The organism is Enterobacter cloacae complex sp. SHL001 (genome assembly GCF_049236825.1).
In the GTDB taxonomy this organism is placed as follows: Bacteria; Pseudomonadota; Gammaproteobacteria; order Enterobacterales; family Enterobacteriaceae; genus Enterobacter; species Enterobacter hormaechei_C.
On sequence record NZ_JBMKIP010000005.1, the window covers coordinates 277,258 to 292,652 of the forward strand.

Consider the following 15,395-nt stretch of genomic DNA (forward strand, 5'->3'; position numbering starts at 1 on the left):
CAAAACCCTGATGAATGGGATTTTCTTCATCTCTTAACACGGCTACACTCGCAGAGCAGCGGAGATGAACGTTATGCGGGTTCATCGGTCAAATTAGCACATCCAACATACAGGACAGTGGTTATGTTCAGGCAGTTGAGAAAAACACTGGTTGCGACACTGATTGCCGCCGTGACGGTGGGTCAGGTGTTGCCCGCTTTCGCTGACTCGTCCGATTCATTGCCGGACATGGGCACCACGGCAGGAAGCACGCTCTCCATCGGGCAGGAGATGCAGATGGGTGATTATTACGTACGCCAGCTGCGCGGCAGTGCTCCGCTGATTAACGACCCTTTGCTGGTGCAATACATTAACGGCCTGGGGATGCGTCTGGTGGCGCACGCCGACTCGGTAAAAACGCCCTTCCACTTCTATTTAATCAATAACGACGAAATCAACGCCTTCGCTTTCTTTGGCGGGAACGTGGTACTGCATTCGGCGTTGTTCCGTTATTCCGATAACGAAAGCCAGCTGGCGTCCGTCATGGCGCACGAAATTTCGCACGTCACCCAGCGCCATCTGGCGCGTGCGATGGAAGATCAGAAGCGTAACGCCCCGCTAACCTGGGTGGGCGCGCTGGGCTCTATTCTGCTGGCGATGGCCAGCCCGCAGGCCGGGATGGCGGCGCTTACCGGGACGCTGGCGGGGACGCGTCAGGGGATGATCAGCTTTACCCAGCAGAATGAGCAGGAAGCAGACCGCATCGGCATTCAGGTTTTACAGCGTTCCGGCTTTGACCCGCAGGCCATGCCGAGCTTCCTGGAAAAACTGCTCGACCAGGCACGCTACTCGTCGCGCCCGCCTGAAATTCTGTTGACCCACCCGCTGCCGGAAAGCCGCCTCTCGGATGCGCGTAACCGAGCCAACCAGATGCGTCCGGTCGTGGTGCAGTCTTCGCAGGATTTCTACATGGCCAAAGTGAGAACGCTTGGCATGTACAACTCCGGACGTAATCAGCTCACCAGCGATCTGCTGGACGCGCTGGCGAAAGGCAACGTGCGCGAGAAAAACGCGGCGCAGTATGGTCAGGCGCTCCAGGCGATGGAGGCCAGCAAATACGATGAAGCGCGAAAAGCGCTACAGCCGCTGCTGGCGGCGGCGCCTGACAATCCGTGGTATCTCGACCTCGCCACCGATATCGATCTGGGGCAGAAAAAAGCGACCGATGCGATTAATCGCCTGAAAGGGGCGAAAGATCTTCGTAATAATCCAGTATTGCAGCTTAACCTGGCGAACGCCTACCTACAGGGCGGCCAGCCCGGCGAGGCGGTGACCATTCTGAACCGCTACACCTTTAACAATAAAGATGACCAGAACGGCTGGGAGCTGCTCGCCCAGGCCCAGGGGCAACTGGGTAACCGCGATCAGGAGCTGGCCGCGCGTGCGGAAGGTCTGGCGCTGGCGGGTCGTCTCGATCAGGCCATTTCCCTGCTGAGCAGCGCCAGCTCGCAGGTGAAGCTTGGCAGCCTGCAACAGGCCCGCTACGATGCGCGAATCGACCAGCTGCGCGGCCTGCAACAACGCTTTAAGCCGTACGAGAAGATGTAATAAAGGAGAAGTCATGACAGACGCGGTAAAAATTTACCATAACCCTCGCTGCTCCAAGAGCCGAGACACCCTCAGCCTGCTGAAGTCTAACGGCATCGAACCGGAAGTGGTGCTGTACCTGGAGACGCCGCCGGACGCGCAGACTATCCGCCAGCTGCTGAAGATGCTGAACATGGGCAGCGCACGCGACCTGATGCGTCAGAAAGAAGATCTGTATAAGTCGCTCAATCTGAACGATACCAGTCTCACTGAAGATCGGCTGATTCAGGCGATGGTCGACAATCCAAAGCTGATTGAGCGCCCGATTGTGGTGGCAAATGGCAAGGCGCGTATCGGCCGTCCGCCGGAAGACGTGCTCGAGATCGTCTAATCGTTACGCCGCAGCGCTTCCAGAAACGCCTGCGGCGTACGCTCTCCCAGCTTTTTCTGCGCTTTTCCCCGGTTGTAAAACTCACACAGTTGGATCAACAGCTCTCCCATCGGTTCACTGTTCACCCGCGGAATGATTTCGCGTAACGGCACGGTGACCTGAAGGGCGAGATAATACTGTGAATGCACTTTTACGGTGACGTTATGCTCTGGCAAGTTCACTTCCAGCCCAAAAGTCTCAACAGATTGAATATCAGCCGGACAGGCAGCCAGCACCTCGTTCGTCCAGCGGGTCAGCAACTGCGGCGATACGCCAGCATAAAGCCGGGCGTAACACCAGCCGCTGACGGGTTCACGCGCCCAGAGCAGGTGTTGCTCGCCATCGTCGTCCATATGTAGCGACAGCGGCTGATGATGCAGGAGTAGCTTCTGCGGCATGATCCCGGCCTTCAGCGCCTTTTTGCCCTGCAACGACGCCCCCTTTTGTTTTAGCGAGGCTGGTTTGAGGTAGCGGTTCAGGGTCGCGCGGGAAACGGCGATCCCGAGTCCGTCATTCACCAGCAGCAGCAGTTCATCCAGCGGTGCCCCTGTGATATCCCGCAGGGCATTTATCAGTGCCGCCTGCTCTTGTCTCAGCGCTTTGTGTATCACTTTTGGCGTTGTGTGGTTATCCGAAACCTGGTCGCGGTTGCGCCAGCGCCTGACGGTGGTGACCGAGATCCCCAGCTCAACGGCAAGTTCCCTGTCGCTTTTATCTGACTGCTGAAGATAACGACGGATACGCGGTGTGGTGGTGGCGTTGGCATGCAGTTTGATTTCCATCGCGTCTCTCCGGAACTAATCTTATGAGATTTATATCAGAGCGGCGAATGCTTTGTGACCGATTTCACCTTTCGCTCGCCACGCTTCACTGATAATCCACAGACATAACATAAACAACACCTCTCAATCTTGTACGGAGTTCACAATGAACAATGTTCTGGGATTTCTTGAAGCAAAACTGATGCCGCTGGCGGCAAAAACGGCCCAGCAGCGTCATCTTGGGGCCATTCGCGGCGCCTACGTGTCATTCATGCCGTTTATTATCGTCGGCTCCATTCTGCTGGTGATCTCCTCCTTCCCGAATCAGGCCTATCAGCAGTTTATGTCTCAGGCCTTTGGTGAGAGCTGGAGTGCAATTATAGAGATCCCGTTTAACGCGGTGTTCTCAACCATGTCGCTGTTTATCAGCTTCCTGGTGGCCTACCGCCTGGCTGAGCATTATGGCGAGGACCGCATCTCCTGCGGCATCCTGGCGCTGGTCGCGTTTCTGATCCTGACGCCTTTTATCAAAGTGGCGGAAAACGGCGGCATTACCGTGATGCCGGTGGAGTGGATTGGCAGCAAAGGGCTGTTCGTGGCGATGATCGGTTCCCTGCTGTGGACGGAACTGTTCTGCTGGCTGAAGCGCAAAAAGCTGGTCATCAAAATGCCGGACGGCGTGCCTCCGGCGGTGCAGGAGTCATTCGCGGCCCTGATCCCGGCCCTGCTGGTGATGATTCTGGTGCTGCTTATCCGCATCATCTTTGAAAACACCCACTATCACACCATCCACCAGTTTATTTATGAAGTGGTTGCCACCCCGGTGCGCCACTACGGCACCTCTTATTTCGGGGCGCTGATGACCGTATTCAGCATCACCATTCTGTGGTCAGTGGGCATTAACTCCGGTTCGATGATCAACGGGATTATTCGCCCGCTGTGGATGGAGAACCAGACCGACAACATCGCCGCGATCCAGGCGGGAACGACGCCGCCGCACATCATCACCGAACAGTTTTTTGACATGATCTGGATGGGTGGCGCGGGCGCCACGCTGTCGCTGGTGATTGCGATGCTGATTTTCGCCCGCAGCAAAAACATGCGCGAAGTAGCGCGCCTCGGTGCGGGCGCGTCGGTGTTTAACATCAACGAACCGATCCTGTTTGGCCTGCCGGTGATCATGAACCCGATCATGCTCATCCCGTTCAATCTGGTGCCGCTGGTGCTGGTCACCGTGCAGTATGCGGCGATGAAAATTGGTGCGGTCGCCGTCACCACCGGGGTGTTTATCCCCTGGACGCTGCCGCCGGTTATCAGCGGCTTTATCGTCACCGGGCACCTGAGCGGCAGCGTGATGCAGCTGATCAACCTGCTGATTGGCGCCATGCTGTACCTGCCTTTCATGCGTATCGTGGATAAACAGTACCGCGCCGCGGAGCTGACTACCGCTACGCAAACCGACACCACCCTTGCAAAACAGGAGTAAAGCATGTGGGGAATTATCGCAACCTGGCGAATGGCGCTTGAAGGCGTCACGGAATCTGCGTCTGCGCTGGCTGCGGGCAAACCTGTCGCTCCGGCGGTGGTGGATGCCGTCGCCGCCGTCGAGGACTTTCCGTTTTATAAATCCGTCGGCTACGGCGGGCTGCCGACCGAGAACGGCGAGGTAGAGCTGGACGCGGCCTATATGGACGGCGACACGCTGGCGTTCGGCGCCGTGGGCAATCTGGTGGATATCGCCAACCCGGTACGCGTGGCGCACGCGCTCAGCCGCCAGCGCTATAACAGCCTGCTGGTCGGCCAGGGCGCGCGCGAATGGGCGCTGAGCCAGGGCTTTGCCGACAAAACCATGCTCACGGATCGCGCCATGCAACACTACCGTAAGCGCTGCCGCGAAACGCTGGACAAGGGGTTAAGCCCCTACGACGGACATGACACCGTCGGCATCATCGGCCTCGATAAACAGGGCTCGATGAGCGTCGCCACTTCCACCAGCGGCCTGTTTATGAAAAAACGCGGCCGCCTCGGTGACTCACCCATCATCGGCTCCGGCTTTTACTGCGACAGCGAAACCGGCGCGGCCACCGCCACGGGCGTCGGTGAAGATCTGATGAAGGGCTGTACCAGCTACGAAATCGTTCGCCGGATGGCGCAAGGGATGACGCCGCAGCAGGCGGCGGATTCGGTGGTGTTCGAACTGGAAGACAAGCTGATGTCGCGCTTTGGCCGCGCGGGCGATCTCTCCGTGGTGTGCATGAACAACAAAGGAGAATTTGGCGCCGCGACCAACATCAAAACCTTCTCGTTTGTGGTGGCGACGGCTCGCCAGCCCCTCACCGTTTTCCGTACTGAACGCCTGCGGGAGAAAACGCACTATCACGCGGTAGATGAGGAGTGGATGCAGGCCTATGCCGCGCGGATCCGCGCACCGATTGAGGAGTCATGATGATCACATACCAGTTTATCAACGCGCTTTCAGACGCGAAGCCGCAAAGCCATTTGATTGCGCGCGCTGACAGTTCCCTGATACCGGAAAGCGCTCTTGTCGCTGAAATGCGCCAGCAGAGCACCGTCGCGGACGCGCGCTTTGGCTGCGCGCCGTTTGCCCGCATCACCCTGTTGCCGGATGCGCTCTGGCATGACGCCCTGACCGAGGGGTTGCTCACCGCCCTGCGACCGCTGCTTGCCGCCCCCGCCAGCGCCGAACTCGTGCTGGACGTGACGGATATTGACGATGTGGTGCTGGCGCAGGTACTGCGTTTTCTCTTTAATCAGGCGCACAGGCTCAGTGACCTGAAGCTGAAGAAGACGGACGAAGCGCTGCGTCTTACCTGCATCACTGCCCTCTGCCTGCCGGAACAGCAGGCGAAGCTGGAGACGACCTTCCGCCAGCAGCAGACCATTGCGCTCGGCATGGTTGCGGCGCGACGTCTGGCGGATATGCCGTCCGACCGCTGCACGCCGCAGTTTGTGGTGGAAGAGGCGCAAAAACTGTGTGCCGCCAGCCCTGCCCTGCGCTGCGAGGTGTTGGATGAAAAGCAAATTGTTGAGCAGGGGCTGGGGCTACTGCACGCCGTTGGCAAAGGGGCGACCTGTCCGCCGCGCCTGCTGGCTATTCACTATAACGGCGTGTCTGATGGCCCGGTGCGCTGCTACGTGGGAAAAGGCATTACCTTTGACACCGGCGGCCTGTGGCTGAAGGAAGGCGCGGGCATGTACACCATGAAATATGACATGTGCGGCGCGGCTAACGTGCTCGGGCTGATGCTGACCGTTGCGGAGCTGAAATTATCCGTGCGCATCATGGGCGTGCTGGCGCTGGCGGAAAACGCCATCGGCCCCGACGCCATGCAGCCCGGCACGGTGGCGACGGCCTGCAACGGCACCACCGTTGAAATCAACAATACCGATGCCGAGGGCCGGCTGGTGCTGGCAGACGCTATCGCCTGGGCGAGTCAGCGCCATCCGCAGGCTCACTATATCATTGATATGGCGACCTTAACCGGAGCGGTGGTGAAAGCGCTGGGGTATGAGCTGAGCGGGCTGATGACCCAGGATGAGCCGTTGCGTCAGGCACTGACGTTCGCGGGCAAACGAAGCGGCGACGAGGTGTGGTCCCTGCCGCTGGATGCGCGGCTGAGAAAGCAGACCGACAGCGCCATTGCCGATCTATGCAACACGCCGACCAACAATGCGGCGATCAGCGCCTCGGCGGCGTGGCTGCTGCATCACTTCTGCCCGCCGACCATTCCGTGGGCGCATCTGGATATTAGCGGGACGGCGCTGTGGCGTGAGAACGGCAGAAGCGTGGCATCGGGAAGACCGATTCCGCTGCTGGTGGAGCACTTGTTGGGGGATCTTTAGCCGGGTGGCGGCTGCGCCTTACCCGGCCTACAAGGTATGACGGGTTTTCGTAGGCCCGGTAAGCGCAGCGCCACCGGGCAAAAAACTCAAAGCTTAAGAATATCTTTTACAAACGGAATGGTCAGCTTGCGCTGGGCGGTAATGGAGGCGCGATCGAGCTGATCGAGCGTATCAAAGAGCGTGCGCATCTCCCGATCCAGACGCTTGAGCAGGAAGCGCCCTACGTCTTCCGGCAGTTCAAATCCGCGCAGTCTGGCGCGCAGCTGAAGCGCCTGGAGTTTGTCTTCATCCGACAGCGGTTGCAGCTTGTAGATTTGCCCCCAGTCCAGACGAGACGCCAGATCCGGCAGTCCCAGATTGAGCTGGCGCGGCGGACGATCGCCGGTGATCAGCAGCCGGGTTTTGCCCGACTCCAGAATGCGGTTGTAGAGGTTAAAGATCGCCATTTCCCACGGTTCGTCCCCCGCCACGCATTCGATATTATCGATGCAGACCAGGGAGAGATGTTCCATGCCCTCCAGCACCTCAGGCACAAACCAGGTGCGTTTATCCAGCGGCACATAGCCTACCGCGTCACCGCGCGCCGAAAGCTCCGCACAGGCGGCATGCAGCAGGTGGCTGCGTCCCGCGCCTTCGCGTGACCAGATATAGATGTATCCGCTGTGTTCCTGGCGCAGCACGTTTTGCAGTGCAGCCAGTAAAGAGGGGTTATCACCCGGCCAGAAACTCGCGAAAGTTTCGTCGTCAGGGAGATAAAGTGGCAGAGAGAGCTGTGCCGGTCCGTTCAGAAATACCTCAACCAGAGATCTTACATAAAATCGGAATGGAGTTTAACACGGAACCTGCAAGGAGAGAACCGGGCGATCCTTCGCCCGGCATGACGATCAATGTGGCGCTTTTTCGCTTTCGTCTGCGTCCAGCACCACCTCTTCCGGGCGGATCACCGAGATCAGCTTGAAAATCAGGCTCAGGCCGACGCCGACGATGGTCGCCAGCGCCATCCCCTTCAGCTCTGCCGCGCCGATGTGCACCTTCGCGCCGCTCACGCCGATAATCAGGATAACGGAAGTGAGGATCAGGTTCTGCGCCTTGCTGTAATCCACTTTGGATTCAATCAGCACGCGAATACCGGAGGCACCGATCACCCCGTACAGCAGCAGAGAAACGCCGCCCATCACCGGAACCGGGATAATCTGGATCGCCGCCGCCAGTTTACCAACGCAGGAGAGCAGAATGGCGATGATCGCCGCGCCGCCGATAACCCAGGTGCTGTAGACGCGGGTGATCGCCATTACGCCGATATTCTCACCGTAAGTCGTGTTTGGCGTGGAGCCGAAGAAACCAGAGATGATGGTGGAGAAACCGTTGGCAAACATGGAGCGATGCAGGCCCGGGTCGCGGATCAGGTCGCGCTTCACGATGTTCGCCGTCACCACCAGGTGGCCGACGTGCTCAGCAATCACCACCAGCGCGGCAGGCAGAATGGTGAAAATGGCGAACCATTCAAAGCGCGGGGTGTAGAAGGTTGGCAGCGCGAACCAGTGCGCCTCGGCAATCGGGGTGGTATCCACAACGCCCATCACGAAGGAGAGCGCGTAACCCGCCAGCACGCCGATCAGGATCGGGATAATCGCCATAAAGCCGCGGAACAGGACGGAACCGAAAACCGTCACGCCCAGCGTCACCAGCGAAATAATGATGGTTTTGGAATCCGGTGACTGACCGTCCGCAGGCAGCAGCCCAGCCATGTTCGCCGCCACGCCCGCCAGCTCCAGGCCGATGACGGCAACGATGGCCCCCATGGCCGCAGGCGGGAACATCACGTCCAGCCAGCCGGTACCGGCTTTCTTCACAATGAAGGAGACCAGGCAGAACAGCACGCCGCACATGATAAAGCCGCCCAGCGCGACCTCATAACCCAGCGGCAGCAACAGCAGAACCGGGGAGATAAACGCGAAGCTCGACCCGAGATAGGCCGGGATTTTGCCTTTACAGATGAAGAGGTAAAGTAGCGTACCGATGCCGTTAAACAGCAGCACGGTAGCCGGGTTAATGTGAAACAGGATTGGCACCAGCACGGTTGCGCCAAACATGGCGAACAGGTGCTGCAAACTAAGCGGGATTGTCTGTAAAAGCGGCGGTCTTTCACTCACCCCGATAGCACGGCGCGTCATAGTGTTTTCCTCTGAGTGTCATTGTTGGTTTTTATTCAAAAAAAAGCCGACTATCAAAGTCGGCTTCTTTATCGTTATTCGATTATTTAGTACCAAAAATCTTATCGCCGGCATCGCCGAGCCCCGGGATGATGTACCCGTGCTCGTTCAGTCCCTGGTCGACAGACGCGGTATAGAGTTCAACGTCCGGGTGCGCTTTTTCCAGCGCCGCGATACCTTCCGGCGCCGCAACCAGCACCAGCACTTTGATGCTGCTGCATCCCGCTTTTTTCAGCAGGTCGATGGTAGCGATCATCGAACCGCCGGTCGCCAGCATCGGGTCAACCACCAGCGCCATACGCTCGTCGATGTTAGAGACCAGCTTCTGGAAGTACGGGACCGGCTCAAGCGTCTCTTCGTTACGGTAGATACCCACCACGCTGATACGCGCGCTTGGGACGTGCTCCAGCACGCCTTCCATCATGCCCAGACCCGCACGCAGGATTGGCACCACGGTAATTTTTTTACCTTTGATCTGCTCAACCTGTACCGGACCGTTCCAGCCTTCGATGGTCACTTTTTCCGTTTCCAGATCAGAGGTCGCTTCGTAGGTCAGCAGGCTACCCACTTCAGAAGCCAGTTCGCGAAAACGCTTCGTGCTGATGTCATGCTCACGCATCAGGCCCAACTTGTGTTTAACGAGTGGGTGTTTCACTTCCACAATCTTCATTCTCTTTCTCCTCTGAGGCGGCATCCGCAAAAAAATCGCGGGATTATACCGCTTTTTTCGGATTGCGCCATACCCATCTTGCTTGACGTATATCAATCAAAGTGATTTAGAGACAAAAAAACCGGAGGCGAAGCTCCGGCTTGGGTGCGGGTTCTGCCCGGTGGCGCTGCGCTTACGCGGGCCTACGTGTAGTGTAGGTCGGGTAAGCGTTAGCGCCACCCGACAATTACAGGTTATCGCCGTTGCTGGCAATCACCTGCTTATACCAGTCGAACGATTTCTTCTTGCTGCGGTTCAGCGTGCCGTTACCTTCGTTATCTTTATCGACAAAGATAAAGCCGTAGCGTTTTTTCATCTCGCCGGTGCCGGCAGAGACCAGGTCGATACAGCCCCACGGCGTGTAGCCCATCAGATCTACGCCGTCTTCCACCACCGCTTTTTTCATCTCGCGGATGTGCGCGGAAAGGTAGTCGATGCGGTACTGGTCGTTCACCGTGCCGTCGCTCTCCTGCACGTCGATCGCGCCAAAGCCGTTCTCAACGATAAACAATGGCAGCTGATAGTGATCCCAGAACCAGTTCAGAGAGTAGCGCAGCCCGACAGGATCGATCTGCCAGCCCCAGTCCGATTTCTGCACGTACGGGTTAGAGACCAGGCTCTTGCTCTCGTCGTAGTCCAGCAGCGGGTTGTCCGCGGTCGCTTTGGTGGCAAAAGACATGTAGTAGCTGAACCCGATGTAATCCACGCAGCCCTGCGTCAGCGCCACTTTATCTTCTTCGGTGATATCCAGCGCGAAGCCGCGACGTTCAAAGTAGTTGAGCAGATGCTGCGGATACTTGCCGCGCACGTGAACGTCGGTGAACCAGTAGCGACGATGCATGGCGTTCATCGCCATCATCATATCGTCCGGGGCACAGGTCAGCGGATAGATGGGGCACATGGCAATCATGCAGCCGATTTGCAGCGACGGGTTGATCTCGCGCCCCGCCTTCACCGCCAGGGCACTGGCCACCAGCTCATAGTGCGCCGCCTGGAACATCACCGGCTCGCGATCTTCTCCCGGCGCATATTTCAGCCCGGAGTTGGTAAACGGCGCAAAGTCTTCGTGGAAGTTGGCCTGGTTGTTGATCTCGTTAAAGGTCATCCAGTACTTCACTTTATGCTGGTAGCGCTCAAAAACGACCTTCGCGAAGCGAACAAAGAAGTCGATCAGCTTACGGTTGCGCCAGCCGCCGTATTCCGTCACCAGGTGGAAAGGCATCTCGAAGTGGGAAAGCGTGATCACCGGCTCGATGCCGTGCTTCAGGCACTCGTCAAAAAGATCGTCATAGAATTTGAGTCCCGCTTCGTTCGGCTCCAGCTCGTCGCCTTTCGGGAAGATACGCGTCCAGGCGATGGAGGTGCGGAAGCATTTGAACCCCATCTCGGCAAAGAGTTTGATGTCTTCTTTATAGCGGTGATAGAAGTCGATGGCTTCGTGGTTTGGGTAATTTTTCCCCTCCAGCACGCCGTTGGTGATTTCACGCGGTACCCCGTGGGCGCCTGCCGTCATGACATCGGCAACGCTCACGCCCTTGCCGTCCTCTTTCCAGCCGCCTTCGAGCTGGTGCGCCGCAACGGCCCCACCCCACAGAAAACCTGCTTTAAATCCTGACATTCGCTATCCCTCATTCTGCGTTATTTTCTGCAAAAACAGTTACAGAAACCGGTTTCAGTTTGATGATGTGCAAAGGGGATAGCCGTTGCAAGCAGATCGCCGAAACCGGTTTCATTTTCGTGAACAGAGTCAAGTTTGTTGCCCTGGACAGCCCGCACAGAAAAAAAGATCCCCGCGCCGAGAATAGGCTCGCAAACGTTTGCCTGGACTGTTAGAATTGCGCCGATTTTTCTTACTAGCTATGCAATCGCGTGGGGATTTAAGCCGTGACCAACAAAACTTCTCTCAGCTACAAAGATGCCGGTGTTGATATTGACGCAGGTAATGCGCTGGTTGACCGAATCAAAGGTGTGGTGAAAAAAACCCGCCGCCCGGAAGTGATGGGTGGCTTGGGTGGATTCGGCGCACTGTGCGCGCTGCCGCAAAAATATCGTGAACCTGTGCTGGTCTCGGGTACGGATGGTGTCGGTACAAAACTGCGCCTGGCGATGGATCTTAAGCGTCACGATACGATTGGTATCGATCTGGTGGCGATGTGCGTCAACGACCTGGTGGTACAGGGCGCCGAGCCGCTGTTCTTCCTCGATTACTACGCGACCGGCAAGCTGGACGTGGATACCGCAGCCAGCGTCATTAACGGTATCGCCGAAGGCTGCCTGCAATCCGGCTGTGCGCTGGTCGGCGGTGAAACCGCGGAAATGCCTGGCATGTATCACGGTGAAGATTATGACGTCGCAGGCTTCTGCGTCGGCGTGGTAGAAAAATCAGAAATTATCGACGGCAGCAAAGTGGCTGACGGCGATGTGCTGGTTGCGCTGGCTTCCAGCGGTCCGCACTCCAACGGCTACTCTCTGGTGCGTAAAATCCTCGAAGTGAGCGGTTGCGACCCGCTGACCACCGAGCTGGACGGCAAACCGCTGGCCGATCACCTGCTGGCCCCGACCCGCATCTACGTGAAAAACGTGCTGGAGCTGATTGAGAACGTTGACGTGCACGCCATCGCTCACCTCACCGGCGGCGGCTTCTGGGAAAACATTCCGCGCGTGCTGCCGGACAATACCCAGGCGGTGATCGACGCATCCTCATGGCAGTGGCCGTCCGTCTTCAACTGGCTGCAAACCGCAGGCAACGTGAGCTCTCACGAAATGTACCGCACCTTTAACTGCGGCGTGGGCATGGTTATCGCCCTGCCCGCCAGCGAAGCGGATAAAGCGGTTAAGCTGCTGACAGAAAAAGGTGAAAACGCGTGGAAAATCGGTACGATTAAAGCTTCCGATTCCGAACAGCGTGTGGTCATTGAATGAAAAACATCGTGGTGCTCATTTCCGGCAACGGAAGCAATTTGCAGGCAATCATAGACGCCTGCAAACAGAAGAAAATCAATGGCACCATTCGGGCAGTATTCAGCAACAAGGCCGATGCATTCGGCCTTGAGCGCGCGCGGGTAGCGAACATTCCTGCGCACGCGCTGGAAGCCAGCCAGTTCGCCGGGCGTGAAGCCTTTGACCGTGAGCTGGTGCAGGAGATTGACGCCTACGCACCTGACGTGGTGGTGCTGGCAGGCTACATGCGCATACTGAGCCCGGCTTTTGTTGCACACTACGCCGGAAGACTGCTCAATATCCACCCTTCCCTGCTGCCAAAATACCCCGGTCTGCACACCCATCGTCAGGTGCTGGAGAACGGCGATGAGGAGCATGGTACCTCCGTGCATTTCGTCACCGACGAGCTGGACGGCGGTCCGGTCATTTTGCAGGCAAAAGTACCGGTCTTTGACGGCGACAACGAAGACGACGTGACCGAACGTGTGCAGACGCAGGAACACGCCATTTATCCGCTGGTGGTAAGCTGGTTTGTCGATGGACGTCTGGAGATGCGCAACGGCGCAGCCTGGCTGGACGGCGTGAAGTTGCCCCCGCAGGGTTATGCGGCTGAAGAGTAGTCTGTTTGAATTGCCCGGCGGCGCTTCGCTTGCACGGGCCTACGGTCCCGTAGGTCGTGGTAAGCGCAGCGCCACCCGACACCCCCTCCCCCAACCCTCTAAATTCCCCAACAAAAAAATAACTGTCATACTTTTCTGGCACTGTTGGACATATCGTGGAAATGCTCGCCATAATAAGGACGAGACGGATTTACCACGTCCTGTGATTGAACTGGAGTGTGAGCTGTAATGGGTCAGGAAAAGTTATACATCGAGAAAGAGCTAAGCTGGTTAGCATTCAACGAACGTGTACTTCAGGAAGCGGCCGATAAAAGCAACCCGCTGATTGAACGTATGCGTTTTTTAGGCATCTATTCCAACAATCTGGATGAGTTCTACAAGGTTCGCTTCGCCGAACTGAAACGCCGAATCATCATCAGCGAAGAACAGGGCTTAAACTCCCACTCGCGGCATCTGCTTGGAAAAATCCAGTCTCGCGTCATGAAAGCCGATCAGGAATTTGATGGCCTCTATAACGAGCTGCTGCTGGAAATGGCACGCAACCAAATCTTCCTGATCAACGAACGCCAGCTCTCCGCGAATCAGCAAAACTGGCTGCGCCACTATTTCAAACATTATCTGCGCCAGCACATTACCCCGATTCTGATCAACCGTGAAACCGATCTGGTGCAGTTCCTGAAAGATGATTACACCTATCTGGCGGTAGAAATCATTCGGGGTGAGACCATTAACTACGCGCTGCTGGAAATACCGTCTGATAAAGTCCCACGCTTTGTAAACCTGCCGCCGGAAACCCCGCGCCGACGTAAGCCGATGATCTTGCTGGATAACATCCTGCGCTACTGCCTGGACGATATCTTCAAAGGCTTCTTCGATTACGACGCGCTCAACGCCTACTCGATGAAGATGACCCGTGACGCCGAGTACGATCTGGTGCATGAGATGGAAGCCAGCATGATGGAGCTGATGTCTTCCAGCCTCAAGCAGCGCCTGACGGCGGAGCCGGTGCGGTTTGTCTATCAACGCGATATGCCGGACGCGATGGTGGAGATGCTGCGCGATAAGCTGACCATCTCCCGCTACGACTCCATTATCCCCGGTGGGCGTTACCACAACTTTAAAGATTTCATTGGCTTCCCGAACGTCGGCAAGGCCAATCTGGTGAACAAACCGCTGCCGCGCCTGCGCCATATCTGGTTCGATAAGTTCCGCAACGGGTTCGACGCCATCCGCGAACGGGATGTGCTGCTCTACTATCCGTATCACACCTTTGAACACGTGCTGGAATTGCTGCGTCAGGCCTCGTTCGATCCGAACGTGCTGGCGATCAAAATCAACATTTATCGCGTGGCGAAAGATTCCCGTATCATCGATGCGATGATCCACGCGGCGCACAACGGCAAGAAAGTGACCGTGGTGGTTGAGCTCCAGGCTCGCTTCGACGAGGAGGCCAACATCCACTGGGCGCGCCGACTGACGGAAGCGGGCGTACACGTCATCTTCTCCGCGCCAGGGCTGAAAATTCACGCCAAGCTGTTCCTGATCTCCCGTAAAGAGGGCGACGACGTGGTGCGCTACGCCCATATCGGTACCGGGAACTTTAACGAGAAAACCGCGAGAATCTACACCGACTATTCGCTGCTGACTGCCGATGCCCGCATCACCAACGAAGTGCGTCGGGTGTTCAACTTCATTGAGAACCCGTACCGCCCGGTGAGCTTCGATTATCTGCTGGTGTCACCGCAGAACTCACGGCGCCTGCTGTACGATATGATCGATAAAGAGATTGCTAATGCGCAGAACGGCTTGTCGTCCGGCATCACGCTGAAGCTCAACAATCTGGTGGACAAAGGGCTGGTGGACCGCCTGTACGCGGCCTCCAGTTCCGGCGTTCCGGTAAATCTGCTCATTCGCGGCATGTGCTCGCTCATTCCGGAACTGGAAGGCATCAGCGACAATATCCGCGTGATCAGCATTGTGGATCGCTATCTTGAACACGATCGCGTCTATATTTTCGATAACGCCGGTGATAAGCGCGTATACCTCTCGTCCGCCGACTGGATGACGCGTAACATTGATTACCGTATTGAAGTGGCGGCACCGCTGCTGGATCCTCGCCTTAAGCAGCGTATCCTGGACATTATCGAGATCCTGTTCAGCGATACGGTGAAAGCACGTTATATCGACAAAGAACTCAGTAATCGCTATGTACCGCGCGGCAATCGCCGTAAAGTGCGCTCGCAGCTGGCGATTTACGATTACATTAAATCACTTGAGCAATCCGATTAACCT

The 15,395-nt window shown here is 57.1% G+C and carries 13 protein-coding genes; 8 read left to right on the forward strand and 5 right to left on the reverse strand.

Going from position 1 to position 15,395, the window contains the following annotated elements; translation table 11 throughout:
* The first annotated feature begins 123 nt into the window (after window positions 1–123).
* Together bepA and arsC are read left to right on the forward strand one after the other, a co-directional pair.
* On the forward strand, window positions 124–1,587 hold the full coding sequence (gene bepA, locus ACOTYH_RS15890) for a beta-barrel assembly-enhancing protease (protein ID WP_015572197.1): 1,464 nt from the start codon (window positions 124–126) through the stop codon (window positions 1,585–1,587).
* 13 nt (window positions 1,588–1,600) lie between these two features.
* The gene (arsC, locus tag ACOTYH_RS15895) at window positions 1,601–1,957 is read left to right on the forward strand and encodes an arsenate reductase (glutaredoxin) (protein WP_017383503.1); all 357 of its coding nucleotides are present in this window, start codon (window positions 1,601–1,603) and stop codon (window positions 1,955–1,957) included.
* On the opposite strand, the gene ACOTYH_RS15900 is transcribed toward arsC, so the two are convergent.
* Window positions 1,954–2,778 carry a homeodomain-like domain protein gene (locus tag ACOTYH_RS15900; protein ID WP_040117930.1) on the reverse strand — a complete coding sequence of 275 codons (825 nt, stop codon included), beginning with the start codon at window positions 2,776–2,778 and terminating at the stop codon, window positions 1,954–1,956. The genes arsC and ACOTYH_RS15900 overlap by 4 nt on opposite strands.
* A 145-nt stretch (window positions 2,779–2,923) precedes the next feature.
* Between ACOTYH_RS15900 and celB the strand changes: the two genes are divergently transcribed.
* From celB to ACOTYH_RS15915, 3 genes are read left to right on the forward strand one after another with little or no spacing between them, the layout of a single operon-like run.
* Window positions 2,924–4,243 carry a PTS cellobiose transporter subunit IIC gene (gene celB / locus ACOTYH_RS15905; protein ID WP_015572194.1) on the forward strand — a complete coding sequence of 440 codons (1,320 nt, stop codon included), beginning with the start codon at window positions 2,924–2,926 and terminating at the stop codon, window positions 4,241–4,243.
* Between the two features lie 3 nt (window positions 4,244–4,246).
* The gene (locus ACOTYH_RS15910; protein WP_058689133.1) at window positions 4,247–5,203 is read left to right on the forward strand and encodes a N(4)-(beta-N-acetylglucosaminyl)-L-asparaginase; all 957 of its coding nucleotides are present in this window, start codon (window positions 4,247–4,249) and stop codon (window positions 5,201–5,203) included.
* Window positions 5,203–6,621, forward strand: coding sequence for a leucyl aminopeptidase family protein (locus ACOTYH_RS15915; protein WP_058689134.1), 1,419 nt, complete (start codon window positions 5,203–5,205; stop codon window positions 6,619–6,621). Before ACOTYH_RS15910 ends, ACOTYH_RS15915 begins: the two co-directional genes overlap by 1 nt.
* A gap of 86 nt (window positions 6,622–6,707) precedes the next feature.
* Here ACOTYH_RS15915 and ACOTYH_RS15920 read toward each other — a convergent pair whose 3' ends face one another.
* From ACOTYH_RS15920 to ACOTYH_RS15935, 4 genes are all read right to left on the reverse strand, one after another.
* Window positions 6,708–7,409 (reverse strand): DnaA inactivator Hda, encoded by a 702-nt coding sequence (locus ACOTYH_RS15920; protein WP_211482948.1) that lies wholly within the window; start codon window positions 7,407–7,409, stop codon window positions 6,708–6,710.
* Window positions 7,410–7,505: 96 nt separating this feature from the next.
* Window positions 7,506–8,795, reverse strand: coding sequence for a uracil permease (gene uraA, locus ACOTYH_RS15925; protein ID WP_017692944.1), 1,290 nt, complete (start codon window positions 8,793–8,795; stop codon window positions 7,506–7,508).
* A gap of 82 nt (window positions 8,796–8,877) precedes the next feature.
* Complete coding sequence (gene upp / locus ACOTYH_RS15930; RefSeq protein WP_003860560.1) at window positions 8,878–9,504, reverse strand: uracil phosphoribosyltransferase; 627 nt, start codon at window positions 9,502–9,504, stop codon at window positions 8,878–8,880.
* A 226-nt stretch (window positions 9,505–9,730) separates the two neighbouring features.
* Window positions 9,731–11,161: a 6-phospho-beta-glucosidase gene (locus ACOTYH_RS15935; RefSeq protein ID WP_421637815.1), complete on the reverse strand. Its 1,431-nt coding sequence runs from the start codon at window positions 11,159–11,161 to the stop codon at window positions 9,731–9,733.
* Between the two features lie 266 nt (window positions 11,162–11,427).
* Between ACOTYH_RS15935 and purM the strand changes: the two genes are divergently transcribed.
* The 3 genes from purM to ppk1 all read left to right on the forward strand — a co-directional run bounded on the left by purM (window position 11,428) and on the right by ppk1 (window position 15,392).
* Window positions 11,428–12,465: a phosphoribosylformylglycinamidine cyclo-ligase gene (gene purM / locus ACOTYH_RS15940; RefSeq protein ID WP_017383509.1), complete on the forward strand. Its 1,038-nt coding sequence runs from the start codon at window positions 11,428–11,430 to the stop codon at window positions 12,463–12,465.
* The gene (gene purN / locus ACOTYH_RS15945) at window positions 12,462–13,103 is read left to right on the forward strand and encodes a phosphoribosylglycinamide formyltransferase (protein WP_032654434.1); all 642 of its coding nucleotides are present in this window, start codon (window positions 12,462–12,464) and stop codon (window positions 13,101–13,103) included. The genes purM and purN overlap by 4 nt, the downstream gene beginning before the upstream one ends.
* A 228-nt stretch (window positions 13,104–13,331) precedes the next feature.
* Window positions 13,332–15,392: a polyphosphate kinase 1 gene (gene ppk1, locus ACOTYH_RS15950; protein ID WP_015572188.1), complete on the forward strand. Its 2,061-nt coding sequence runs from the start codon at window positions 13,332–13,334 to the stop codon at window positions 15,390–15,392.
* Window positions 15,393–15,395: the final 3 nt, after the last annotated feature.